Below are 25365 nucleotides of genomic sequence, written 5' to 3'. Positions count from 1 at the left end.
AATCATAACATTGCCGGGACGGTCATTGGAGTTCTATGGAGTCTTTTTGGAAAAAAGTTAAATTGAAAATGAAGGATTTTTTGCCGGACCACAGCTACCGGATGTGGTTGGGACCCATTGAATTTGTTGCTGCCCAGGAAAATATTATCACCTTGTCATGCCCCAATACCTTTTCCAGGCGGCGTATCAAGGAGCATTACCTTGCAGGTCTTGAAAAAGAATTTCAGGGTCTGGGAATAGAGGATGCGGTGATACATCTTCAGGTCCACGATTCAAAAACATCACGCCAAAGTGTGGAAAAGGGGAGAAAAACAAAAAAATCCACTCCCCAGCCATTGGATCTGCCTTCAATTCCCGCTGCCCGACCCCGCCTTCCCCGCCAGTTGTCCCTGCCTGGATTGGGAAACCCCTTTGACACGGGGCGGTTGTTGAAAAAATCCTATACCTTTGATAAATTTGTGGTGGGCTCAAACAGTGATTTTGCCTATTCTGCCTCCCTCTCCCTTGCCCAGGGGGGTGCCAACGGCAATGGTGCCCTTTATCTTGTGTCTGATACCGGGCTTGGTAAAAGCCATTTGTCCCAGGCTGTGGGACATCATGCCATCAACCGGGGGGTGACAGATAAGGTGTTTTACGTGACAGCCGAAGATTTCACCAATGAGATGGTATCTGCGTTGAAAAATAACCGCATCAACAGTTTTAAGGAAAAATACAGAACCCGGTGTGATGTGCTGATCCTTGAAGATGTCCATTTTCTGTCCGGGAAAAGTGCCACCCAGAATGAGCTTGCCATGACATTGGACTATCTTCTGGACGCGGAAAAAAAACTTATTTTCAGCGGGTGTTATCTCCCCGGAGACATTCCCAAAATGAACGAGCAGCTGAAATCCCGTCTGAGCCTTGGGCTGGTTACCAGAATTGAAACCCCTGATTTTAAAACCCGGGTGAAAATTTTGAGAAAAAAGGCCGGTATGGGCAATACCCCCATGCCGGGTGAGGTTCTTGACTACCTTGCCCAGGAGCTGTGTGACAATGTACGGCAGTTGGAAAGCGGGCTGTCCGGTGTAACGGCCAAGGCATCTCTTTTGGGTGAAAAAATTGATATAGATCTTGCAAGGAGCGTTCTTTCCAATATTTCAAGAAGTAAAAAACAGATTACTGTTGATACTATAAAAAGCTTGGTTTGCAAGGAGTTCAGTGTTGCAGAGGCCGATCTTGTTTCTGCCTCCAGAAAACGAAAATATGTTCAACCAAGGCAAATTGCCATTTATCTGGCCCGCAAATACACAGATCAGCCCCTTAAAAAAATTGGCAGAAGCTTTAACCGTTACCATGCAACGGCCATTTACTCCATTAATGCCGTGGAAAAAGCCATGAAAAAGCAGGGTAGTTATGTGGAGCAGATGAATTATCTGTACAAGAAAATTGAAACTGCCAAAGCTTAGCTATTGCCGTAAAATAAGCGAAATGACTCCCCTGACTCTACAGCGACATTTTTAAATTAAAATTTATTCAAAATTTCAAGTGTTGACTTTTTACACTTTCATTTTTTTGTGAGGTAAAATATGAGAATGGGGAATGCGCACCTATCCGTGTTGGAAAAAATTGTGGGTGCCCGGGCAATGGAACAAGGGGCAGAAGAACGGTATTGCCACTCCTATGATGCCACAGGCCGATCTTATCTGCCGGATGTTGTGGTGTTTCCCTCCACCACCTCACAGGTATCCCGGATATTCAAGTTTGCCTGTGAACAAAAAATTTCTGTAATTCCCCGGGGAAACGGGTCGGGTATGACCGGTGGAAGCCTCCCCCTTGAGGGAGGCATCGTGCTTTCCATGGGGCGCATGAATGCCATACATGACATTGATGAAGAAAATTTTACAGCCAGTGTGGAGCCCGGTGTCATCACAGGGGATTTCCACAGGGCTGTGGAAAAAAAAGGACTTTTTTATCCCCCTGATCCGGCAAGTTCCTCTTTTTGTACCCTGGGAGGGAATATCGCAGAGTGTGCCGGTGGCCCCCGGGCCGTGAAATACGGGGTGACCCGGAATTATGTTCTGGGGCTTGAGGCGGTGCTGCCCACGGGGGAAATCATCCACACCGGTGTTCAGACTGCCAAGGGGGTGGCAGGGTATGACCTGACACGATTGATCGTGGGCTCCGAAGGAACCCTTGCCGTGGTGACTCGGATGACATTACGTTTGATTCCTCTTCCTGAGAAGATCGAAACTCTTTCTGCTTGTTTTTCTGATATTCACCAGGCCGCCAGCACAGTGTCTGCCATTATTCGTACGGGGATTGTACCGCGATGTGTGGAATTTCTGGATCGCTCTTCCCTGGAACTTGTGAAAGATAGCTTGGGGGCCTCAGCACTTGCACCGGGAACCTGTGCCCTGCTCATCCTTGAAGTGGACGGTAAAAAAGAGATGGTGGCCACGGAAACCCGGCAATTGAAATCCCTGTGTCTCTCCATGGGAGCCATCAAAGTGACGACAGCCCGGAATTCCGGGGAGGCTGCCACCATCTGGAAGGCGAGAAAGGCGTTGTCTCCACTTTTATATCAACTGGCCCCCCATAAGATAAATGAAGACATTGTGGTTCCCATCAGTGCCATTCCCGACATGGTGGGGTTTATTGAGCAGCTTCAGAGGCAGTGGGGACTTACCATTGTCAGTTTCGGACATGCCGGGGACGGCAATATCCATTGTAATATCATGTATGATAAGAGAGATGAGGATCAATGCCGCAGGGCCCAAAAGGCGGTGGATGCCCTTTTTGAGCATACCTTGAAACTGGGGGGAACCATCACAGGGGAGCATGGGGTGGGGATCACCAAGAAGAAGTATCTTACAAAGGAAATAGGTCCGGTGGAGATCGGATTAATGCGACAGATAAAGCATCTTTTTGATCCTCACAATATCCTCAATCCCGGAAAAATTTTTTAAACGGAAAGTAGATACCCGGGTTGATAATGTAATATTTGGCCGGTGTTCCGCATTTGATTATTGGGAGAGTGTGGGGCATATTAATGTTAGATTATCAGTAAGCAATCCCAAAAGGGTGGATCGGAGTGTCCACCCGATATTTACACCGGGAATGCACGGATAGCATCGGTTTCTGCCCGTGGGCTGTGGTGTGAAGGTTCACCTGTATATGTAACCGTAAGGGGTGCTTTGTTATTGCATCCGTGCAGGAAAATGATTCATCGTCAAGAGTTCCTCAAAGAGATCAACACCGGTGTTATGGGCGTGCTCCACAGCACATTGAATGGAGGCTGAGCAATAACAGGTGCACACCTTATCTGTTTTGCTGAATTCTCCAAAACAATCCAGGGTGTCCAGTGAGTCATCCGGTGTCATGTCATTGACAATACCATCCACAATACGTTTAAATTTCATATAGCTTTCCTGTTATTCCCGGGAATCATATCCGTGGGGTCCTGGACCATCCGGGCCGCATCCTATATTCCGGTTTGTTTGTTTTTTATGCGATCAAATCATATACCATGGATTCAAGACGGCTTACAAGGGGTTTTAAGGTTTCCCGACGGGTGGCGGAAACCAGAATGCCCTGATTGAGCAGCCATGGATTATCAAACTGGTTGATCTCAATGCGATCCTGTTTGTTAAATACAAAAATTACAGGCAGATGTTCCAGTGAGAGTTTTTTTAAAATTTTTTCCACAGATTGAATCTGTTGATTATATCTCGGATTGCTCACATCCACCACATGGAGCAGAATATCTGCCTGTTCAAGCTCTTCCAGGGTGGCCTGGAAGGCATCCATAAGTTCATCCGGGAGATCCTGGATAAATCCCACAGTATCCGTGATGATCACCTCAACGTCCCGGGGAAACCGCAGCCGTCGACTGGAGGGGTCCAGGGTGGCAAACAGCTTGTTTGCCGCCGTGATATTGCTCTGGGTCAGGCTGTTCAGTAAGGTGGATTTGCCGGCGTTGGTATACCCCACAATGGAGATGACAGGCACCCCTTTACGGTTGCGCCGGGCCCGCTGCTGGGAGCGCTGTTTTCTTATTTTAGAAAGATCCTTGTTGAGCTTTGCGATGCGCTCTCTCACCCGTCTTCGATTCAGTTCAAGTTTTGTTTCTCCGGGACCTCTGCCGCCGATACCCCCTGTGAGTCTGGACATGGCAGTGTTTTTGGTGATGAGCCGGGGCAGAAGATATTGCATCTGGGCCAGTTCCACCTGGAGTTTTCCTTCCCGACTCCTGGCATGTTTGGCAAAGATGTCCAGGATGATCTGGGTGCGGTCCAGCACCTTCATTTCCACAAAATCGGTGATGGATCGAATTTGAGCCGCCCCGAGCTCCCGGTCAAAAACCAGCATGGTGGCATGCTTTTGTATGGCCTGTATGGTGAGATCTGCAAGTTTACCCTTGCCCACCACAAATTTGGGGTCTACTTTTCGTCGTCTCTGGATGGCGGTGTCAATGACCTGAACACCGCTGGAGCGGCAAAGCTCTTTCAGTTCTGCCAGGGAGGCTTTGGCCTCCTTTGGTGCGCCGGTGGTGACATGGATTAAGAGGGCTTTTTCTTTGCCTTTGTCTGCAGAATAAAGGGCATTGAGGCGGCTGAGCTCTGACTCCAGTGCCTTGATCATTTCAATGCAGTCCATGTCAAGTTCATGGGAGAAAATCGGGGCCATCACCTCATAGGGCAGCCCCTCTTCCCGGGGAAGAATGTGACCCCTGTAAATTTTTCCAGGCTCTCCCCGATCTGTGACGGTGACGGCGGCCATGAAATCCAGGCGCAGCAGTGCAAGATCGGTGAGGTCATCCCGGGAAAGGGGTTCATCTTTCAGATGGGTATGGATGCAGCGCAACCCTTTGAGCTGTCCGGGCAGTGCCCGGTAATCCGTGGTGTCCGGGATTACAATGCGGTGGGCATCACCGGCAATGACGTATATGGTTTTTCCGGCCCGGTCAATGAGCAGCCCCACCTGTCGCCCAATGTCATGGGAAATGGCCACCAGCTCCCGGGTCTGTTCCTCAGATATGAGATACTCGGGGTCTGTGCGGTAAAGGTATAGATTCTCCAGCTGTTTTATCTGGGTGGATTTGAGTCCTGCTGTGTTTCCGATGATTTTTTTCATGTTTTTCTATGAAATACTCCGCAAATCTATGAAGAGTTTTTAACTTTGTTGTGGGTAGAACCGGATCAAAACAAGATCTGGCCATGGCAGTTATTCAAAACTTTCATAGGAACCGGTGGCCAGTTCTTCAAAGCGGGTGTAAGCACCGATAAAGGCCATGTGGGCTGTACCAATGGCACCGTTCCTGTTTTTTGATATGATGATTTCCGCCTTACCTTTGTTGGGATTGCTCTCTTCTTTGTTGTAAACTTCATCCCTGTAAATAAAGGCAATGATGTCGGCATCCTGTTCCAGGGCACCTGATTCACGAAGGTCGGACATGAGGGGCCGTTTTTCTGCCCGTTGCTCCAGCATTCGGTTCAGCTGGGACAGGGCGATTACCGGAATTTCCAGCTCCTTGGCCAGGGCCTTGAGTCCCCGGGAAATTTCTGCAATTTCAAGGTCCCGGCGGTCGGAATGAAAGGGGGCTTTCATCAATTGAAGATAGTCAATGATAATAAGTCCCAGGCCTTTATCCATTTTGAGTCGGCGGGTTTTGGCCCGGATCTCCATGGCTGTTATGTTGGGAGTATCGTCAATGAAGATGGGAACTTCGTTTAAAATTCCTGCTGCATCCGTGGCATTTTGCCAGTCTTCCTGGCTGATGAAACCTGTTTTCAGGCGGTTGGAATCAATGCGGGCCTCTGAAGTCAGCAGTCGCATGGACAGCTGTTCCCGGGACATTTCCAATGAAAAAACCGCCACCGGCACTTGTTCTTCCACGGCCACGTTGCGGGCCAGGTTCAGGGCAAAGGCTGTTTTTCCCATACTGGGACGGGCGGCCAGAATGATAAGATCTGATTTCTGCAGGCCCGAGGTTAATTGGTCCAGCCGGGGATACCCGGTGCTCAGTCCGGAAAGGCCGCCACTGGAGCCCTGGCGTTCTTCCAGCATATCAATGTTGAGATTGATAAGATCTCCAAGGCTGCTGAAGCTTTTGCTGGATTTGGCTTCTGAGATGTTGAAAATGGCATTTTCTGCAAAATCAATGATATCTTCCACATCCCCCTTATCCTTCATGCATCGCTCCACAATGGCAGTGGCATTTTTGATCAAGGTGCGAAGGGAGGCTTTTCCCTGGATGATCCTGGCATAATGAAGGGCATTAATTGCCATGGGGGCTGCATCGGCAATGGCGGCAAGAAATGTGGCGCCTCCAATTTCTTCCAGCTCATCCTTTTCCTTGAGTCGTGTGGCCACGGTGACGAGATCTGCCGGTTCATCTCTGTTGAACAGCTCAATGATGGCGTGGAAGATCTTTTCATGGGCTTTTTTATAAAAATCTTCGGGCTTGAGGATGTCCACCACATCCAGAAGGGTGTCATTGTCGATGAGCACTGCACTGAGAAGGGATTCCTCTGCTTCAAGATCATGGGGCGGGGTTTTGTTAAGCAGGGGATCAATGTTTTTTTGTTTGGGATTTACCATGTTGTTGGGATCTTTTGGGGGGTTAGAAGGTGGTTAAACAAGGCTCCGGTAAATCCTGTGGACCGTATTATAGATCTGGCTGACCCATGGCTGTCATGGGTGGACCTTGTTTTTGATCTCGGCCCACCCACAGCAACCTGATGAAAACCCCTCCCATGGGAGGGGTGATGTTTTAGTCCGTCTTTTCTTCAGGTTCAACCGTTACGGTTATTTCCGGTTCAACATCTTTATAAAGTCTCACAGGGACTTTGTATTCACCGGCTTCCTTGATGGGTTCTGCAAGGAGAATGGAGCGACGTTCGATGAAAACTTCCTGGGCGTCCAGGGCAGCTTTGATATCATGGGAGGTAACAGATCCGTAAAGTCGCACCTCTTCAAATACCTTGGCTTTGATGGTGCACTTAATGTCTTTGACCTTTTCTGCCATTTCCTGGGCCAGTTTCTTTTCCTTGGCAATTTGAAGATCAAATTTGGCCCGGGCCTGTTCAATCACCTTTCGGTTCTGGGGGGTGGCAGCAATGGCTTTTCCCTGGGGAAAGAGATAATTTCTTGCATATCCCGGGGCAACTGTGCATTCTGTGCCCACAATGCCCAGCGTGTCTATTGTTTCTTTAAGTATTACTCGCATTTCAACCTCCGATAAAGGTTCAGTCTGTTGTCAGACCGTGTTGTTTTTTATGGTGGACAAAAAACTGTTCCGGAATGGATGTCACCGGAAATTTGTTTGCTTTTGTCCTCTTTTGCACCGTTTGTGCCGCGCTATTTTACGGTTTCGTCTGCAGCTTTATTTTTTCTGAAGTTAATCCACGTGTCAAAAAAACCCAGTCCCACCACCACCAGCAGGAATATTTGCTGCAGGGCGATGATGCTGTATAGAAAAATTTTTAATCCCTTGGGAAAATTTTTTTTTTCAAAAAAGAAAGAGACAATGGCAATCCCCTGGAAAAAGTACACCGGCATGAGTGAAATCAAAACATTTAAACTGATGATTTTAAATGTTTTCATGGGCAAAACAAGCCCAATGCCAAAGGCAATAACCAGCCACACCAGATGTTCCGGTGCCTTCCACCGGTTCAGTTGGGCAAGCGCTTTAAGGTGTATCCCTTTTTTTATGAGGATCTTCTTAATAAAAAGAATGTTGCTCCAGATAACCACCAGCAGCATTGAAATAAACAATGAGGGAAGGACCCGCACCAGAACATACTGAATGGTATCCATGGACTGGGCAATCACGGCCACATTTTCCCGGGGAATTCCCATATTGCTGTATAGTTCCATGGTCAGGTCAAGGTTCGCCCCGACATAGGCAGACACAATGGGAAGAATGGCCTTTCCACTGAAGGTGGTGTGGGCCAGAACAATGAAAAAGCACAAACCAAGGGTTGTCACAGTTGTGTGAAGTCCTGTGGCCACAATGGAAAAATTTCTTTCCATGCATTCGCCTATCATGAACCCGGTGAGCAGCAGTCCCCCGTAAAACAGCGTGTCAATGGACAGATCCCCCGATGCAGTTGCAATGATTCCAAGAACCGCAGTGGCAATGATGGCCCCCATGGTTCTTCCCAGTTTCAGGCGGTAAAAAAGCACCGGCATTGGAAGCATCATGGCCATTAGAAATCCCAGTAACGGCACATAAAGGGTGATGGAAACAATCACCAGGCATATAGATATACCGGTAAGAATATCCTTTAGTATGGCAGCTCTGGCATTTTGGGGATGGGGTTTCTTATCCATTGTATTTGCTTTGGTATCGTTGCTTTGTCAGGTTAACTGAGCTTGCCGACATAGGGCAGGAACGCGATGGTTCTGGCCTGTTTGATGGCAATGGACAATTTTCTCTGATGTTTGGCACAGGTGCCTGTGATACGTCGGGGGATGATTTTACCCCGCTCGGTGATAAACGGTCTTAATGCCTTGGCGTCTTTATAATTGATCTCAAGGGTGCTGTCTGCGCAGAATCTGCACACTTTACGACGCTGGAAAAATCTTTTTTTTGTGTTTTTTTTCTGGAATGCCATGATTAGTTTTCCTCCTGTGCAGCTTCAGCGGTTTCGGTCTCCGGGGTGTCAGCTTCTGCCGGGGTATCAGCCTCTGCTGTCTCGGTGTTTTCTGCGGCATCCTCTGCGGCTTCGGGGGCCTCTTCTTTTACTTCTTCCGGCTCTGCAGCAGCTGCAATTTCCGCTTCCAGGGTATCGGCAGTCACATCTTTTTCCAGAAGGACAGTCATGAATTTCATCATTTTGTCGTCCAGGCGGAAGTTACGTTCAAGCTCTGTGACAAGTTCTCCGGTGCCACCATAGGTCATGCAGACATAATGGCCCCGGGCTTTTTTCTTTATGGGATAGGCAAGTTTTCTGTTTCCCCAGTCATCAAAATCAATGAGGATGCCTTTTTCCTGCACCAGCAGGTTCTTGTATTTGTCAAATAAATTCTTTCTGGCATCTTCCTGAAGATCAGGATCTGCAATAAAGATGGTTTCATACCTTCTCATGTACGCTCTCCTTGCGGATTACAGCCCCGTTTTGTCGGAGCAAGGATAAATAATGGGAAACCGGACAACCCGGTTTCTTGGGTTTTGTTTCCATAATGGCGGTGGATCGCCATTTATTAAAAATAAAATCATAACAATTTGTGTGTTTCATGGATTTTATAATTAAATACAAACAATAATCATACCACTCAATTGTTTGGGGGTCAATATTATTTTTGTTTTGATAGGGATTTTAACGCTTCCAGCTCTTCCCACCTTGCATACAGCGATTCCACTGTTTCCTGGGCTTTTTGCAGTTGGGTATAAATCGTGGCAAGGGTTTCTGGATCATTCATCGCTTCTGGTGTTTCCGCCTCTTTTTGAATGCGTTCCATCTCGGATTCAGCCATGAGTATGTTTTCTTCCATATTGTCCAGCTCATACTGATGCTTATATGAAAATCCAGAAGATTTACGCTGGCCTTTGGCGGTGCTTCGGGATTTGTCTGATTGTTTTTTTGGGGTATTTTTTGTGCTTTTCTGCTGCGCTTTGAGGCATTGTTGATAATCGGCAAAGAGCCGGGCCTTTCCTTTGCCGTCAAAAAAAAGGATGTTGTCCGTGACCCGGTCCAGCAGGAAACGGTCGTGGGATACAATGACCACAGCTCCGGGAAAATCCAGAAGACTTTCTTCAAGAACTTCCAGAGAAGGAATGTCAAGGTCGTTGGTGGGCTCATCCAAAAGAAGGATATCAGCGGGCTGGGCCATGAGATTGGCAATGAGTATCCGGGCCTTTTCGCCGCCGGAAAGTCGCTTGATGGGCAGGGTGAGTTGATCCGGGGTGAAGAGAAACCGTTTGGCCCAGGAGACAATGTGGATGCTTCTGTTCTGAAAAACCACAGCATCCCCTGCCGGTGACAATGCATCTTTTAACGTTGTTTCCGGGTCCAGTCTGGAACGGGTCTGATCAAATACGGCCACCTTAAGGTTGTCCACCCGTTTAAGGACCCCTGTGTCCGGGGATAATTTGTTTTCCAGGATATTCATGAATGTGGTTTTACCACTGCCGTTTTTTCCCATGAGGCCCAGCCGGGTTCCCGGGGTTAATTTCAGGGTGATGTCCTGGAACAGGCACCGTCCCTCCATGGATTTTCCGATTCCTTTACAGGTGAGCAGTTGACGGGTTTTACGCCGGGTGCTGTCAAAATCAATGTCCACCCGCTGGGTGCGGTTATTCATTCGTTTGACCATGGCAAGTTGAGCCCTTAAGACTTCTGCCTGATCAATGCGGTATTTTGCCTTGGTGGATCGTGCTTTGGCTCCCCGGCTGAGCCATTCGCTCTCCCGCCTCATTTTGTTGGAAAGCACTTCTTCCTGCCGGGCCTGGGCTTCCAGAAATTTTTCCCGGTGATCCCGGAAATGAAGATATCCCCCTGATGCGGCAAGAAGACCTTCTGGATAACATCGACCCAGTTCCATGATTTCAGAGCATACATTTTCCAGAAAACAGCGGTCATGGCTCACCACCACAAAGGCGAACCTGGGATTTTTAAGGATACCTTCCAGCCAGAGAATGGTATCAATATCAAGGTGGTTGGTGGGCTCATCCAGCAGCAGCAGGTCTGGTTCCAATGTCAGAGCCCTTATGATGGCAAGGCGTTTTTTCCATCCCCCGGAAAGGTGTGCACACAGCTGGGTTTCATCTGTGAATCCCCCCATGCCTATGGCCCGTTTCACCCGGCGATATCGTTCCGGATCATCCATGGGTTCCCGGGAAAGACCTTCCATCAGGGTTTGTTCAATGGTTTTTGCGCCATCCAGGATATCCTCCTGGGGAAGGTACACCATTCGTGTGAGGGGTTTTATATATTTATCCCCCTGATCCGGGGTGTCCTCCCCTGCCATGAGCTTGAGCAGGGTGGATTTACCACTGCCGTTGCCACCGATGAGGCCTTGTCTCTGGCCTGCTTTGATATTCATGGAAAGGTCTTCAAATATGGGGGTGTCTCCATAGGTTTTATGGAGTGATCGATAGCTGAAAAGAAGTGTCATGGGCGCCTGGGTTTGTTTATGAATTGTTTGGGTGTACCATTGGCATGGTGTTTTGTTTAAAAAGTTTCCATGTGCGGGAAATTCAGTGGTCCGGTTGTTTGTATCGTTTTATCATTCGGGCCACAAACCCTGCAAAAAGGGCAAGGCTGATGAGAATGATAAAGGAAGCTGAAAAAAAGGTCATGATAAAGTGAAAAGGATCTTTTAATCCATAGGTGGCAACAAGAAGATCAATGCCAAATACTGTAAAAAATAAAGATATAAGGCAGAGAATACCCTGGAGGGGCCACCAAAAACAAGGTCTGTTCATCATAATATTATTTGTCCCCGGGGTTGTTGAAAAGTGCTGACAAGCATATTATAGATCCATGATTCTGTAAAGTGGGTTTGAATGATGAATATGGAGCTGAAATGAGAATTCTTTTCATTGAAGATGATGATAAAATAGTTGATTTTGTTAGCAAGGGGCTGGGGGCTGCAGGATACGTGGCAGATCATGCCGTGGACGGACTTGATGGATTGCTCATGGCAAAATCCGGTGATTATGATCTTCTCCTGGTGGATGTGATGTTGCCGGGCCTGGATGGCATTTCTCTGGTTGGTAAATTAAGGTCCATGCAGGTCAATACCCCGGTGATTATTTTAAGTGCCAGGGACAAGGTGGATGACCGGGTCCGGGGGCTGGAGGCCGGGGCTGATGATTATTTAACAAAGCCCTTTGCTTTTACGGAGTTGCTGGCGCGCATCCAGGCCCTTTTGCGCCGGGCCGGGGGAACCACGGAAACCACTGTATTAAACTGTGAGGACCTTTCCCTTAATTTGATCTCCAGGGAGGTGAAAAGGGGGGGTGTCGTTGTTGATCTCCAACCCCTGGAGTTTTCATTGCTGGAATATCTTTTGCGTAATCAGGGGCGGGTGGTGTCAAAGACCATGATCATTGAGCATGTGTGGAATTATAATTTTGACCCCATGACCAATGTGGTGGAGGCAAGGGTGTGCAGGCTCAGGGATAAGGTGGATAAGGGGTATGATGTGAAACTTATCCATACGGTCCGTGGGGTGGGGTATGTGCTGCGGCCTTGATTGTTACAGGTGGGCTGCTTTGCTTCCCGATATGGGGAAAATATCAAAGACAGGTAATTAAGAATGCGGTTTCCAAGATTGTTTCATACTCTGGCCTTTCGACTGACCCTCTGGTATGCCGGGATTTTTGTTGTCTCTTCCTGTGTGTCATTTATGTTATTTTATCTGTTGGTTTCCAGGACCATTGTGAATCACATGGACGGGGAGCTTGAAGGCATTGCTGCACGGTTTTCAACGGTGCTTTCGGTCCAGGGGTTACCCGGCATTAAGCGGCTTGCGGCCCTGGAGGCCAGGGCAGCCGGTGAAAAAAAGGTTTTTTTTCGCCTGCTTTACCCCGATGGTGAGGTGTTTGCATCCTCTTATATGGCCTATTGGGAGCGTATACCCATTTCCCAAAAGACCCTTGGGGAACTTCTGAACAGAAAAAAAAATATGTATGACACCGTTACTGTGGGGGATGGCGCTTATTCTGTCAGGGTGTTGTACCATCTGGTGGGGTCCGGTGTGGTGCTCCAGACAGGTCTTGCCATGGAAGCATATTCCGGTTTCTTCAATGCCTTTGGTCGTGTTTTTGTTGCAGCCATGGCCCTGGTGGTATTGCTTGCTGTTGTGCCCGGGTGGTTCATGGCCCGGAAGGCATTGGGGGGCGTGGCAGCCGTTACCCGTACGGCGGCTGTGATTTCCGGGGACAGTCTCTCCCGGCGGGTTCCGGTCACCGGTCATCAGGATGAGCTGGATCAGCTGGCCACCACCTTTAACGGCATGTTGGATCGCATCGAGACCCTTGTTACGAGTATACGGGAAATGGGGGACAATATTGCCCATGATCTAAAAGGGCCGGTGACCCGGATTCGGGGGCTTGCAGAGGTGACATTGGTGAATGGCAAGGGCATTGATGAATACCAGGCCATGGCAGGTTCCACCATTGAGGAGGCAGATCGCCTGTTGTCCATGATCAATACAATGCTGGTGATTTCCAGAACGGACAGTGGGCAGGGAGAATTTTCCATGGAATCGCTGGATCTTTCCCAGCTTGTGGAAGAGGCGTGTCAGCTTTTTTATCCCCTGGCCGAAGATGGGAATGTGGTTTTGAAAAACATGGTGCAGGGACCGTTCCGGGTGCAGGTGGACCGGGGAATGATGCAGCGCTGTCTGTCTAATATAATGGATAACGCCATAAAGTATACAAACGCCGGGGGCTCTGTGGCGGTGACGGCGGCCCCTGGGGTTGACGGCATGGTTGCGTTGTCTGTGGAGGACAGTGGCGTTGGCATTGAAACTGAAAATATGGACCGGGTGTTTGAGCGTTTTTTCCGGGCAGATGCCTCCCGGAGCTGCCGGGGTACCGGTCTTGGTTTGAGTCTGGCCCGCTCCCTTGCCCGGGGACATGGGGGAGATGTGACTGTGAAAAGTGTGCCGGGCAGGGGCAGTGTGTTCACCATTTATTTGCCGTTACATGAAGAAAACATTACCAAATGGTAATGTTCAGGTCATTTAATCATCATCTTTGTGTATTATAGTAAAGCTATGGAAAAAAGATTCATCTAAAAATGCCGGCTTTGAAATGAAGCCCGAAAGTTGAGTTACTATGAAATAAGGAGGGTGTTATGAAAAATGTAAATAAAAAAATCATGGCCATTGCATTGGTGTTTTCTCTGCTGGTGCCGGTGGTGTCATTTGCAAAGGTAAAAATGGTGCCCGCAGGATTCAGTGATCTGGCTGAGCATGCCAGGCCTGCAGTGGTGAATATTCGTACGGTTAAAACCATCCAGGGGGGAGGACGGGTCTTTAACCATTTTTTTGGTCAGCCCTTTGATGACAGGGATTTTTTCCGTCAGTTTACCAATCCCTTTAGTCGGCGGGGGCCTTCCCGGGATTACAAGGAAAACAGTCTGGGTTCCGGTTTTATCATTGATCGAAAAGGTTATATTGTCACCAATTATCACGTCATAGACGGTGCCGATGAGATCCTTGTGAAAATGTACAATGACAAGGAGTATGAAGCCACTGTGGTGGGAGGAGACCCTAAAACCGATTTGGCCCTGATCAAAATAGATGCCAAGGGACTTGTGCCCTTGAAGCTTGGCAGTTCCGATGATCTCAAGGTGGGGACCTGGGTGGTGGCCATTGGCAGTCCCTTTGGGCTGGAGCAGACCGTCACCGCAGGTATTGTCAGTGCCAAAGGGCGCATACTGGGCTCTGGACCCTATGATGATTTTATCCAGACAGATGCTTCCATCAATCCGGGAAACAGTGGCGGCCCCCTGCTGAACCTTGAGGGGGAAGTTGTGGGGATTAACACGGCTATTATAAAGTCCGGCCAGGGCATTGGCTTTGCTATTCCATCGGACCTTGCCCGGGGGATTGTAAAGCAGTTGCGGGATTCAGGATCGGTGACCCGGGGCTGGCTGGGGGTGGCCATCCAGGATGTGACACCTGAACTTGCAGAATATTACGGCATTAAACCCACCGGAGGTGCCCTGGTGGCCCAGGTCTATGAAAATAACCCTGCCCATGAGGGTGGAATTGAGCCTGGTGATATCATTGTAAAGGTCAATGATGTGAAAATTAAGTCCAGCAGAGACCTTTCCGGTGCCATTGCAGGCTTTGGAGTGGGAGAAAAAGTGACGGTTGTTTATCTGCGGGAGGGCCAGAAACGGAAAACCACAGTGACTCTCGCCAGGAGAAGTGATGATGACAGGCAGCTTATTCATTCCGGCAATGGGTTTGATGACCTGGGAATGAAATTTGCCGCTGTGGGTGACGATGCAGCACGGCCCTATGGATATAATTCCAGTGCCCGGGGGATTGTGGTGGTGGATATTGAGCCCGGCAGCAAGGCGGATCAGTCCGGTATCCGGGAGGGCGATCTGTTAAAAGAGGTCAATCACCGCCCTGTTAAAAACCGGAAACAGTATTTTAAAGTAATGGAGAGTATTGCCAAAGGAGAACAGTTTCAGCTGCTATTCCGCAGGGGCAATGTCAGTTTCATTGCTGTGAGGCTGGTCCGTTGATAATCTGAAACGGGCGGATTCCATGGGGGATCAGCACTTTTTTTAAACCTTTTTATCAAAAAAACTTAGAATCTAATGGCTTCAGTGATGGAAAAGGCAAATCAAAAAAGGCTGATTCCCTTGTTCAGTACGTCTGCGGCGCACTGAATGCCGAGTTGAGGTTAAGGTTGTCACGCGCCGCAGTGCACTGAACAACGAGGTGGAGCAGACAAACCATAAGGCTCTCTCCTCAAATCGGCATTGTCTTTATCATTTTTCCGACAGTTAGAAGTGTGTCCGTCAGGAAATGGTTCCGGGCGTGTTGTTATTGATCTTCATCCGGTGCGGCCCAGAGGATATGATCCCGGTTAATGAAAAGGGTTTTGTGAAATATGGCCTCATCCGTGGCTTTACGTTTAACGGAAACGGAAAACAGAACAAGGAACCGATCTGGATTTTCTGTGACAATGTCACTGACCCTTTCATAACCGGGCATTCGATTGAGATTGACCTGGCCTTTTACATGGGTTCCGTCGGTGAGTTTTAATCGAACCATCCGACTGTTTATTTCTTTATTGATTGTTGGGGTATGATCCATGTTTGTTTTTTCCTTTGTCTTGTGTGTAATGGATGTCTTTCGGATCATTTTGATGGTACCGGGGAGAGATTCCTGATTAATTGTGCATGGCCATGCGTTCGGCAGCCTGCATCAAAAAAGCAGACCGGGAAAGCCCATGGTCTTTGGCAGCCTTGTCAATCATGATTAATTTATACTCCGGCATGGTGATATTAACACGAATGGTTTTTTTAGAAAGAAAAGTGTTGATCATAAACTGGGCCACCATACGTGAGATAACATTTTATTAAACGCAAGATATTGTAATTAAAAACGTTATTTTTTACCACTAAAATTTTATCACAAAATGGCCGACGTTATGATCAAGCCCGAAACTCCACTCAGTCCTGTAGAGAGTTTCATGTTTTGTTGTGGGTAGATCCGGGTAAAAATACCAGGGCTGACCGTGGCCGTTATTGCGGATAATGGAAAATAACCCATAGGAAATCAAATGCCGGAGAAATCATCTCCCGTCAATGCACAATCAATGAAGGACGCAGTATGATAAAAATCCGCTCCCATGATCTTACACTGGCGCTACAGAAGCTTGTTAAGACCGGCTTCCTGGAGTCCAGCGGCCACGGGAGGGGGACTGTTTACTATATTCCAGGAGTAGAACTGCCAACCCCGGATGAAGTATTTGCCGGTGAGGCCACACTTGAAAAACTGAAACCATTGGACCTGAGCTCCGATGGTTTGACAGAGAGCTCCGAAGGCTTGGAGTATGACGGTTTGGATTTTCCCATTATTCATACATTAGATGGATTAAAAACAAAATTAAGAGAAAGGCTTGAAAATATTGCAGAACCGGCAAAAGCCTCTCGTAAAATTAATAAACAGGAAATGGCAGACTTGATTTGCAGCCTTTGTAATGGGCGTTTCCTTGGACTTAAGGTGCTTGCTGTTTTACTTGACAGATCTGAAAGCTATTTACGTCAAGGCCATCTTAACCCTTTGGTTGAACAAGGGCGATTACGAAGAGCTTTTCCAACAACACCCAATGACCCAAGGCAAGCATATACATCATAAAAAAACATGGCGTGGACAGGCCCTCGTATGATTTAAATACTGCATGTAAGAGAGGCGGAAAATGGGGGAAGGGTGTAAAAAGATGTAGGGGGAGTTTTAGAAAAAAGGAAATTTGGGGAGGGTCAAAATAATTTTGACCCCACCAAACGAAAAAAGGGCCGACACCATAAATGGTGTCAACCCTTGAATCGCTTGTGAATGGCGGAGAAAGAGAGATTCGAACTCTCGATGGAGTTTTATCCCCATACTCGCTTAGCAGGCGAGCGCCTTCAGCCACTCGGCCATTTCTCCGTATTTCAAATACATCAATTAAGATGTTTTTTTCTGATGGCGGAGGAGGTAGGATTCGAACCCACGAAGCTTTGACACTTAACGGTTTTCAAGACCGCCGCCTTCAGCCGCTCGGCCACTCCTCCCAACAGATCTGAAGGTGTATATCATGTTGATTTGGGGAGGTCAACACCCAAATTGTTTTTTTTTATTTCACAGGTACCTGGGGGAAAAGCACATTGAATGGTTGACAGCGGATGAAGTTCCGCTATATTAGAAGGTTTGTTGCAAGGGACTATTTGCTGATTTTGTGCAGGTCTATTCATAACCATGATAATTCAGACAGCAATTCTAATGATGGCTTTTAACCAACGCCTTTAATTGATGTGCAATATATTGGCATCACGTTGATGAAAACGACTTTGGCCGGTTTGAAATGCACGGTGCTTTACAATTAGAAATGTTGTTGTTTACAAGGGTGGGAGCATGCCCGGGGAGATAAAATGAAACAGAAATTCACCTTCATCATTGATGAAAAAAAAGAAATTATTACCATTCAGGAGGCCGATGAGGCAGATCCTGGTGCGTTTTTAACGGTCCATGAAGAGCAGTACCCCTATAATGATTTGAAAAAAGCGTTGGAAGAAGGGGCAGAACCTTTTATTGAAATGTTGCGGCGGAAGAATCTTTTTCCTCCCCAGGATCTCAGCGTCAAACTTTTTGAAAGTCTGGGGATTTTTTTCAAAGAGGGTGGGGGAGAGAAGTTTGTGGTGGATTATGAAGATGTGGAAGCCTTTCCCCAGGAGAATGAAGAGCCCGAAGAGGTGGATGATGCGGATGTGGATGAGCTTGAAACATTGCTCCAGGATGAAACAGAAGATTTGACAGAAGACGACATAAAAGAAATTGATGGGGATGATGACACCCCCAGATTTCAACCAGACAATAACTCCGAGCATGAGAATTGATCAATCCATGGAAAAAAAATTAAAAGATATTCTGTTGGGTGCAGCCCGGAGGGCCTTTGAGAACGGGCTCTTAAAGTCAGATGTTCTTTCTGACATGGAAATTGAGGTGCCAAGGCATGATAACCATGGTGATTTTTCCTCCAATGTTGCCATGGTCTCGGCATCGGTGCAAAAGATGGCCCCCCGAAAAATTGCCGAAGCTTTGATAGCGCATCTGGAAGATCCCCATGGAATCATTGAAAAATGTGAAATTGCCGGTCCCGGTTTTATTAATTTCTTTTTAACACCCGCATCCTGGCATCCTGTGGTTCAAATGGTGCATGAAAAAGACCATGGGTTTGGTGCCCTTGAAATGGGGCAGGGTAAAAAAGTTCAGGTGGAGTTTGTAAGTGCCAACCCCACAGGTCCCCTTCATGTGGGGCATGGCCGTGGTGCTGCTGTGGGGGATGCAGTGGGTAATATTCTTGCCTTTGCCGGATATGATGTGCAAAAAGAGTATTACATCAATGATTCCGGCAGGCAGATCAGAACCCTTGGCCGCTCTGTGTGGCTTCGTTTATGTGAGGCCCTGGGCCGGGAAATTGATTTTCCGGATGATTGTTATCAGGGAGAATATATCCGGGAGATTGCAGGGGAAATTCTGGATCACATGGGCAAAGACCTTGGAGATAAGGAAGAAGCCCAGGGGGTTGATATCTGCGCCAGATATGCAGCAGACAAAATCCTTAAAGGCATCCAGGATGATCTGGCAGATTTCGGGGTCACCTTTGATCAATGGTTCAGTGAGCAGAGTCTCTATGATTCCGGGCGGGTTCAGGCTGTCATTGAGATGTTCCGGGAAAAAGATGTCATCTATGAAAAAGATGGTGCCATGTGGTTTAAGACCGAAGCCTTTGGTGATGAAAAGGATCGGGTGGTGGTGCGCCAGAATGGCCTTACCACCTACTTTGCATCGGACATTGCCTATCATATGGAAAAATTTGACAGGGGCTTTGACCGGGTCATTGATGTGTGGGGGGCAGATCACCATGGATATATTAACCGTATCAATGCTTCCATTGACGCTTCCGGCAGATCCAGTGATCAATTTGATGTGATTTTAATTCAGTTGGTGAACCTATTAAGGGGCGGTGCTCCCGTGGCCATGTCCACCCGGGCCGGGGAATTTGTCACTTTAAAGGATATTGTGGATGAGGTGGGCCGTGATGCGGCACGCTTTCTTTTTTTAAGCCGCAGCTTTGATTCCGGTCTTGATTTTGATTTGGAGCTTGCCAAGCAGCAGACCAGTGAAAATCCCGTGTATTACGTGCAGTATGTCCATGCCCGCATTGCCGGTATCATGATCAAGGCGTTGGAGCAAGGCGTTCTTGACACCAACGATGTGGCGTGGCAGGACATTGATCTTTCCTGTCTCACCCAGGTGGAAGAGATTAAATTGATTAAAGCCCTGGCTGCATTTCCCGGGGCCGTGGGAAAAAGCGCGTCCACCTTACATCCCCATGTGATTTTTACCTATCTCATGACCCTGGCATCCACCTTTCATGGCTATTATAATCGCCATAAGGTTATCACTGATGACAAAAATATCACCCTTGCCAGGCTCTGTCTGGTGGGAGCTGTTAAAAAGGTAATCCGCAATGCTTTGACCCTTTTGGGCGTGTCTGCACCGGAAAGGATGTAAAGGAGATGTTTCTCCGGGGTGCCATGGTGGCATTGGGCCTTTTCTGCCTGTGTGCCACCATGTTCGTCATTGGTGTGATGGTGGGACGGGGAACAGCCCCTGTTGATTTTGATACTCGGTCATTCCAGGCAAAATTGGCAAAACTGGCAGGTAACAAAAATCATGAAAGCTCCCAGAATAAGCCGGAACTTGACTTTTATAAAGAGTTGAAAAAGCCAATGCCCACGGCGTTTTCTTTACCGGAGAATCTTCTGGAGGAAGAGATTGTGGCCTCCCACAGGGATGCCCCAGTCACCGGAGAAGAAAAAGTTGTTGATATTCCCCCTCCCACGCCCATAAAAAAAGGGCTGAAAAAAATGACCCGCAGGGATGTATCTCCAGCCCATCCCCCCCTCCATGGGGAGGGGACAAACCAGGGAAATGAACCTGAATACCGGGATGCCCGGGAAAAAGCACCGGAGGTGACCACAGCGTCCCGGTCCGGCTGGAAATACACCATTCAAATATCCTCTTTTCGACAGTTGGCAGATGCCATTGGACGCATGGAGGCCCTCAAAGTGAAGGGGCTTGAACCCCATCGTGCCCTGGCCCTGGTGGATGGAAAAATGTGGCATCGGGTACGGGTGGGAAAATTCTTTGATACACTTTCTGCAGAAAAAGCCTTAAGAAAGTTGGAAACCCAGGGTATCTATGGAATAATTATAGAAAACCATTAAATATTCGGTCAGCATCCAATCTTCACCTGTTTTGGCCTGCTTACATAGCAATCGCATGCTACGCAGTCCCAAACAGGCAAATATGGGGCACTGCTCAAACATTTACATTTCCAAGCTGAATATTTACAAAAATCAATAAAAAACCATAATAATAAAATGGAGGCGGCAATTCCTCCCCTGGGAGAAACTTTCGGGGGCTTTCTTGCCGATTTTTTTATGAAAATCACTAAAAAAGATATTGAGTACATTGCCCATCTTTCACGTCTGGAGGTGGATGATTCCCTTGTGGATAAATTTGCCGATCAGGTCAGTCGGATATTGCAATACATTGATAAACTCAAGGATGTGGATGTGTCCGGGGTTGAACTCATGGCAGGAGCGGCCCTTTCTACCAATGTTTTTCGGGAAGATATACCGCACACTCCGCCGGGGCCGGAAATTACCCTGGCCAATGCTCCGGAAAGAGAAGATGACTTTTATATGGTTCCCAAGGCTGTGGGATAGAGGAGAACAAGAATGCAATTCCATGAACTGACCCTGTTTGATGCCAGAAAATTACTGGATGCAAAGGATATTTCCTCTGTTGATCTTGTTACGGCATTGTTAGAACGCATTGAATCCTGTGACGGGGAGATTCAGGCTTATATCACAGTGGATGAAAAGGGCGCGCTTGCTTCGGCCCGGAAGGCAGATGAGCGTCTGGCCAATGGAGATTCCACACCGCTTTTGGGAATTCCCGTGGCACTTAAAGATCTTTTGTGCACCAAAGGCCTTGCCACCACCTGTGCCTCCAGAATGCTTGAGGGCTTTGTGCCCCAATATGATGCCACAGTGGTGGAGAAATTAAAGGAGAGCGGAGCCGTTATCTTGGGAAAGACCAATCTGGATGAATTTGCCATGGGCTCGTCCACGGAAAATTCCGGTTTTCATATCACGCGTAATCCCTGGAGTCTTGATCATGTTCCAGGTGGCTCCAGCGGGGGCTCTGCAGCCGCTGTGGCGGCCCGGTTGTGCACGGCATCTTTGGGAACAGATACAGGTGGTTCCATTCGACAACCTGCCTCCCATTGCGGTGTGGTGGGGATTAAGCCCACCTATGGCAGGGTTTCCCGTTTTGGGCTTGTTTCCTATGCCTCCTCCCTGGATCAGATTGGTCCCATTACCCGGGACGTTCGGGATACGGCCATCATGCTAAATGCATTGTGCGGTCATGATCCCCGGGACACAACCTCAGCCAATGTGGCGGTCCCTGATTTTACTGCGGCCCTGGATGAATATGAAACCCAGGGGCTTAAAGGTATGGTTGCAGGAATTCCCAAAGAATTTCTCTCTGTGAAGGGGCTTGACTCTGATGTGGAAAAAGCGTTTTACCACTCTGTAAAACAACTGGAATCCCTTGGGGTGGAGGTAAAGGAAATTTCTTTGCCCCACACCGATTATGCGGTGGCTGCCTACTATGTTATTGCCCCTTCCGAAGCCAGTTCCAATCTTGCCCGGTTTGACGGGGTGCGGTATGGTTACCGGGATACCGAGGCCGCCGATCTCATTGGAATGTACAAAAAGACCAAATCCAAAGGCTTTGGGGATGAGGTGCAACGACGGATCATCACCGGCACCTATGCCCTTTCTGCGGGGTATTATGACGCCTATTACGGCCAGGCCACCAAGGTGCGTTCCTTGATCAGTCAGGATTTTTCCCGGGCCTTTGAAGGGTGTGATATCATTATTTCTCCGGTGGCACCCACCCCGGCTTTTAAAATAGGAGAAAACGTGGATGATCCCTTAACCATGTATTTGACGGATATTTTTACCCTGTCCACCAATATGGCAGGGCTTCCCGGTATTTCCATTCCCTGTGGTCACGGCAAAACCGGGCTTCCCATTGGGTTTCAGATGATGGCCAACCGGTTTGATGAGATGGCTCTGGTGCGGGCAGCCTATGGCCTGGAACAGACATTGGCTCTGGAAAATTGTTTTCCTGAAATGTAAATATGTATAACGGGCATGTCCTGTGGGACACAACAAATATAGGGTCGTAGACGCGGAGCCAAATGGTATTATATATACCGCCGCCCCCAACGGGCAATGGGCCCGGGCCCGGACCGGAACTGTAGACAGCTCAATTGTCCGGTTCCTATTGCCCGTTGGGGGCGGCTCTGCTGAGGTTGCCCGTAATACATCGGCAAGGCTAAGATTTGGATCTATACAAATTGAGATAAATTCTCAGTTTGTACAGCAATTCTAATTATGACTTTTAACCAATTCTTTTGGCGTGTAACTAACTGAAATCAGGCTGATCAAAATTATCATATGTTTGGTTTTAAACCTCGATGGTTCCAAAATTAGAATTGCTGCAGTTTGTATAGATCCAAAGAGACTAATGCAACGTCAAATCTTAATTTTAGGATAACTGTTTCTGAACAGGCCGGAGCCACACTGGTCTGGAAGATGTATCATCCTAAATCTTAGCCTTGACTATGCAGTAGGTTGTATTTTTTAATAAAAAAACAGGAGAAAGGCAATGGGAACACTACAAGTCCAGGGGGAGAAGCTTCGAAAAGCAGTGCAGTGGGTATCTGATGAAAAAAAGAAAAATCCAGGGATCTCTGACATATCGCTGGTGGATCAGGCCGCTGTTCAATTTGATTTAACCCCTGAGGATTCTGAGTTTCTTGCCCGGTTTATTAAATCCTCCCGGGAGGAGTGAGCCCATGGGTGACATTAGAGTCCTTCCAGAATTGATCACCAATCAGATTGCCGCAGGTGAGGTGGTGGAGCGGCCCGTATCCGTGGTTAAGGAGCTCATGGAAAATGCTCTGGATGCCCATGCCACCCATATTGTGGTGGAGGTGGAACGGGGGGGGCGGGATTTGATACGGGTGTCAGATAACGGGGATGGGATGTCCCGGGACAATGCCTTGTTATCCATTGAGCGATATGCCACCAGCAAAATTGCCACCACAGAGGATCTATTTTCCATTGCCACATTGGGATTCCGTGGGGAAGCGCTGCCCTCCATTGCATCGGTGTCCAAGATGACCATCACCACCCGGGAACAAGCTGCTGATTATGGCACTCGGCTTTTTTTAAGTGGCGGCAAGCTCATGGAGGTGTCTGAAATCGGTGCCCCTCCAGGAACGGTGGTGGAAATTAAACATCTCTATTTTAATACCCCTGTGCGCCGGAAGTTTTTAAAAACCGTAAATACTGAAATGGGTCACATTGCCGATGCCTTTTCCGCCATTGCCATGGGGGCCCGGGGGGTGGGATTTTCCTTGATTCACAATGGGAGATCCGTCAAGGAGATTGACTGTGATGATCCTCTGATTTCCCGGGTGAGCACAGTACTGGCCAATGATCCGGATCTCCGGCTTCATCCTGTGCGTTTTCGGGATAAAAATATTGAGATCCGTGGATATGTTTCCCATCCCGTCCATACCCGATCCAGTTCCCAGCGTATTCAAATTTTTGTTAACGGTCGCATGGTGACGGATCGGGGGATTGTCTCCGCTTTGGTGCAGGCCTACCGGGGCAGACTCATGAAGGGACGGTTTCCCCTAGCGGCACTTTTTTTTACCATCCCCTTTGACGGGGTGGATGTTAATGTCCATCCTGCCAAGCTTCAGGTTCGTTTTGTTAATGAAAAAGCTGTTTATCATGCCGTTCGAGAGTCTGTTATCCATGCTTTGGTGAGTGCTGAGAAAAGTGCTGTTGCCTCCAGAAAGTGTGACAGAGATGTTAAGTCTCCTGTGGCCGAAGACGCACTGCCGGGTGGGGGGGCTGAAAAAAAAATGGATTCAGCATCTTCACAGGAATTACCCCCTTGTCATGATGATATCGAGGTGGTGGAGGAATCCGGGTCTGGATCAGTAGAAAAAAAAATCGGCACTGAATTCCCCCATCCATCCCTTTTTCAATGGGGTTCCGACTCCAAGGGGGGGGCATGTGATAATTTGAATACCCCAGAAAGCTTTTCCCATTCTGAATCGTCTCTTCAAAAAGAGGGTGATGGTGATGAGAACAAAGATGTTAATTGGGACAGTAAAGAAAATGAGGGTGTCTCAAGCGACAGGGTATCTGATGGAGGCGTCAGAACCCATGCTTTTATCGATGATTCCAGTGAATTGTTAAGTGTGCCCCATGAGTTCAACACTCTTCGTGAAGAGTGTCGCATTGTTGGCCAAGTCATGGCAACCTATATAATTGTTGAAAAAGATGATGGTGTGGAGCTCATTGATCAGCATGCAGCCCATGAGCGTATTACGTATGAGCGGCTTAAAAAGAGATCTCAGTCCTTTAAGCCCCCTTCCCAGCAGATGATGGTTCCCCATGTGCTGGATTTTAATTTTTCACAAAGTGTTGTTTTTAAAAAAATGATTCCAGGTCTTTGTGAATTGGGTTTTGAAATTGAGCCCTTTGGCGAGAAGGCCTATGCTGTGAAATCTGTACCCGCCATCATTGATTCAATTGATGTAACGGGGTTACTCCATGATATGGTGGATAATCTTATGGATTCAGGGCTTGCGGATGACGAAGGGGAGCTTGAAAAAAAGGTCTGGTTGGATGCCTGTCTCATTTTGATGGCATGTCACCATTCGGTGCGGGCCAATCAGGCTTTGAGTTTCAAGGAGATGGAGCATCTTGTACGGGATCTTGATCTGTGTGAAAATGCCTTTTACTGTCCCCATGGCAGACCCATTCGTGTTTTGTGGTCTTCTAAGGATTTTCAACAAATGTTTAAACGAATTGTTTGAATTCTGTGTAGCAACGCAACGAAATTAACGTATTATTGCATGCGGTATTTTTGTCAGCGTTTTGTCTAATGAATTCTGGTTTTATAAAGCGACAAATCAATATGATCTAAAACTCCTTACATGCAAAATGGGGAGGAACGAATAAATCGTCCTCC

The 25365-nt window shown here is 47.9% G+C and carries 24 protein-coding genes and 2 tRNA genes; 13 read left to right on the top strand and 13 right to left on the bottom strand.

The window, feature by feature from the left end:
• Nucleotides 1-35: 35 nt before the first annotated feature.
• Together dnaA and B9A32_RS10975 are read left to right on the top strand one after the other, a co-directional pair.
• The gene (dnaA, locus tag B9A32_RS10980; RefSeq protein ID WP_084069353.1) at nucleotides 36-1445 is read left to right on the top strand and encodes a chromosomal replication initiator protein DnaA; all 1410 of its coding nucleotides are present in this window, start codon (nucleotides 36-38) and stop codon (nucleotides 1443-1445) included.
• A gap of 147 nt (nucleotides 1446-1592) precedes the next feature.
• Entirely contained in the window at nucleotides 1593-2945 is a 1353-nt protein-coding gene (locus tag B9A32_RS10975; RefSeq protein ID WP_332308507.1) for an FAD-binding oxidoreductase, read from the top strand.
• Nucleotides 2946-3176: 231 nt separating this feature from the next.
• Here B9A32_RS10975 and B9A32_RS10970 read toward each other — a convergent pair whose 3' ends face one another.
• From B9A32_RS10970 to B9A32_RS10930, 9 genes are all read right to left on the bottom strand, one after another.
• Nucleotides 3177-3398, bottom strand: a complete 222-nt coding sequence (locus B9A32_RS10970; protein WP_232367126.1) for a hypothetical protein — start codon at nucleotides 3396-3398, stop codon at nucleotides 3177-3179.
• Between the two features lie 85 nt (nucleotides 3399-3483).
• Entirely contained in the window at nucleotides 3484-5112 is a 1629-nt protein-coding gene (gene hflX, locus B9A32_RS10965; RefSeq protein WP_084069349.1) for a GTPase HflX, read from the bottom strand.
• A gap of 90 nt (nucleotides 5113-5202) precedes the next feature.
• Entirely contained in the window at nucleotides 5203-6579 is a 1377-nt protein-coding gene (gene dnaB / locus B9A32_RS10960; RefSeq protein ID WP_084069348.1) for a replicative DNA helicase, read from the bottom strand.
• Between the two features lie 172 nt (nucleotides 6580-6751).
• On the bottom strand, nucleotides 6752-7207 hold the full coding sequence (gene rplI, locus B9A32_RS10955) for a 50S ribosomal protein L9 (RefSeq protein ID WP_084069346.1): 456 nt from the start codon (nucleotides 7205-7207) through the stop codon (nucleotides 6752-6754).
• Between the two features lie 131 nt (nucleotides 7208-7338).
• A complete protein-coding gene (locus B9A32_RS10950) occupies nucleotides 7339-8313 on the bottom strand; it encodes a YybS family protein (protein WP_084069344.1) in 975 nt (324 codons plus the stop codon).
• Between the two features lie 32 nt (nucleotides 8314-8345).
• On the bottom strand, nucleotides 8346-8597 hold the full coding sequence (rpsR, locus tag B9A32_RS10945; RefSeq protein ID WP_084069342.1) for a 30S ribosomal protein S18: 252 nt from the start codon (nucleotides 8595-8597) through the stop codon (nucleotides 8346-8348).
• Between the two features lie 2 nt (nucleotides 8598-8599).
• On the bottom strand, nucleotides 8600-9070 hold the full coding sequence (gene rpsF / locus B9A32_RS10940) for a 30S ribosomal protein S6 (RefSeq protein ID WP_084069340.1): 471 nt from the start codon (nucleotides 9068-9070) through the stop codon (nucleotides 8600-8602).
• 209 nt (nucleotides 9071-9279) lie between these two features.
• Nucleotides 9280-11100 (bottom strand): ABC-F family ATP-binding cassette domain-containing protein, encoded by a 1821-nt coding sequence (locus B9A32_RS10935; protein WP_084069338.1) that lies wholly within the window; start codon nucleotides 11098-11100, stop codon nucleotides 9280-9282.
• An 82-nt stretch (nucleotides 11101-11182) separates the two neighbouring features.
• On the bottom strand, nucleotides 11183-11413 hold the full coding sequence (locus tag B9A32_RS10930) for a hypothetical protein (protein ID WP_084069336.1): 231 nt from the start codon (nucleotides 11411-11413) through the stop codon (nucleotides 11183-11185).
• A gap of 98 nt (nucleotides 11414-11511) precedes the next feature.
• Between B9A32_RS10930 and B9A32_RS10925 the strand changes: the two genes are divergently transcribed.
• The 3 genes from B9A32_RS10925 (at nucleotide 11512) to B9A32_RS10915 (ending at nucleotide 15197) form a co-directional block, all read left to right on the top strand.
• Entirely contained in the window at nucleotides 11512-12183 is a 672-nt protein-coding gene (locus B9A32_RS10925; protein ID WP_084069334.1) for a response regulator, read from the top strand.
• Nucleotides 12184-12246: 63 nt separating this feature from the next.
• The gene (locus B9A32_RS10920; RefSeq protein WP_084069332.1) at nucleotides 12247-13665 is read left to right on the top strand and encodes a sensor histidine kinase; all 1419 of its coding nucleotides are present in this window, start codon (nucleotides 12247-12249) and stop codon (nucleotides 13663-13665) included.
• A gap of 125 nt (nucleotides 13666-13790) precedes the next feature.
• On the top strand, nucleotides 13791-15197 hold the full coding sequence (locus B9A32_RS10915) for a Do family serine endopeptidase (RefSeq protein WP_084069330.1): 1407 nt from the start codon (nucleotides 13791-13793) through the stop codon (nucleotides 15195-15197).
• A 304-nt stretch (nucleotides 15198-15501) separates the two neighbouring features.
• On the opposite strand, the gene B9A32_RS10910 is transcribed toward B9A32_RS10915, so the two are convergent.
• Together B9A32_RS10910 and B9A32_RS10905 are read right to left on the bottom strand one after the other, a co-directional pair.
• The gene (locus tag B9A32_RS10910; protein ID WP_139795794.1) at nucleotides 15502-15774 is read right to left on the bottom strand and encodes a DUF6812 domain-containing protein; all 273 of its coding nucleotides are present in this window, start codon (nucleotides 15772-15774) and stop codon (nucleotides 15502-15504) included.
• Between the two features lie 76 nt (nucleotides 15775-15850).
• On the bottom strand, nucleotides 15851-16006 hold the full coding sequence (locus B9A32_RS10905; protein ID WP_170923795.1) for a type II toxin-antitoxin system HicB family antitoxin: 156 nt from the start codon (nucleotides 16004-16006) through the stop codon (nucleotides 15851-15853).
• A 287-nt stretch (nucleotides 16007-16293) separates the two neighbouring features.
• Between B9A32_RS10905 and B9A32_RS10900 the strand changes: the two genes are divergently transcribed.
• Nucleotides 16294-16821 carry a hypothetical protein gene (locus B9A32_RS10900; protein ID WP_084069325.1) on the top strand — a complete coding sequence of 176 codons (528 nt, stop codon included), beginning with the start codon at nucleotides 16294-16296 and terminating at the stop codon, nucleotides 16819-16821.
• A gap of 199 nt (nucleotides 16822-17020) precedes the next feature.
• Here B9A32_RS10900 and B9A32_RS10895 read toward each other — a convergent pair.
• Together B9A32_RS10895 and B9A32_RS10890 are read right to left on the bottom strand one after the other, a co-directional pair.
• Nucleotides 17021-17112: transfer RNA gene (locus B9A32_RS10895), tRNA-Ser, on the bottom strand.
• Between the two features lie 37 nt (nucleotides 17113-17149).
• A tRNA-Ser gene (locus B9A32_RS10890) sits at nucleotides 17150-17237 on the bottom strand.
• A 357-nt stretch (nucleotides 17238-17594) separates the two neighbouring features.
• Between B9A32_RS10890 and B9A32_RS10885 the strand changes: the two genes are divergently transcribed.
• The 7 genes from B9A32_RS10885 to mutL all read left to right on the top strand — a co-directional run bounded on the left by B9A32_RS10885 (nucleotide 17595) and on the right by mutL (nucleotide 25210).
• Nucleotides 17595-18059: a hypothetical protein gene (locus B9A32_RS10885; RefSeq protein ID WP_084069324.1), complete on the top strand. Its 465-nt coding sequence runs from the start codon at nucleotides 17595-17597 to the stop codon at nucleotides 18057-18059.
• A gap of 7 nt (nucleotides 18060-18066) precedes the next feature.
• Nucleotides 18067-19740, top strand: coding sequence for an arginine--tRNA ligase (argS, locus tag B9A32_RS10880; protein ID WP_084069322.1), 1674 nt, complete (start codon nucleotides 18067-18069; stop codon nucleotides 19738-19740).
• 5 nt (nucleotides 19741-19745) lie between these two features.
• Nucleotides 19746-20456 (top strand): SPOR domain-containing protein, encoded by a 711-nt coding sequence (locus B9A32_RS10875; protein ID WP_084069321.1) that lies wholly within the window; start codon nucleotides 19746-19748, stop codon nucleotides 20454-20456.
• A 156-nt stretch (nucleotides 20457-20612) separates the two neighbouring features.
• Nucleotides 20613-20960, top strand: coding sequence for an Asp-tRNA(Asn)/Glu-tRNA(Gln) amidotransferase subunit GatC (gatC, locus tag B9A32_RS10870; protein WP_232367125.1), 348 nt, complete (start codon nucleotides 20613-20615; stop codon nucleotides 20958-20960).
• Nucleotides 20961-20972: 12 nt separating this feature from the next.
• On the top strand, nucleotides 20973-22445 hold the full coding sequence (gatA, locus tag B9A32_RS10865) for an Asp-tRNA(Asn)/Glu-tRNA(Gln) amidotransferase subunit GatA (RefSeq protein ID WP_084069319.1): 1473 nt from the start codon (nucleotides 20973-20975) through the stop codon (nucleotides 22443-22445).
• Nucleotides 22446-22977: 532 nt separating this feature from the next.
• Nucleotides 22978-23163, top strand: a complete 186-nt coding sequence (locus B9A32_RS10860; protein ID WP_084069317.1) for a hypothetical protein — start codon at nucleotides 22978-22980, stop codon at nucleotides 23161-23163.
• 4 nt (nucleotides 23164-23167) lie between these two features.
• On the top strand, nucleotides 23168-25210 hold the full coding sequence (gene mutL, locus B9A32_RS10855) for a DNA mismatch repair endonuclease MutL (RefSeq protein ID WP_084069315.1): 2043 nt from the start codon (nucleotides 23168-23170) through the stop codon (nucleotides 25208-25210).
• Nucleotides 25211-25365 lie beyond the last annotated feature (155 nt).

It is taken from the genome of Desulfocicer vacuolatum DSM 3385 (assembly GCF_900176365.1).
Lineage (GTDB): Bacteria > Desulfobacterota > Desulfobacteria > Desulfobacterales > Desulfobacteraceae > Desulfocicer > Desulfocicer vacuolatum.
This window is presented reverse-complemented; position numbering and strand designations above follow the sequence as displayed.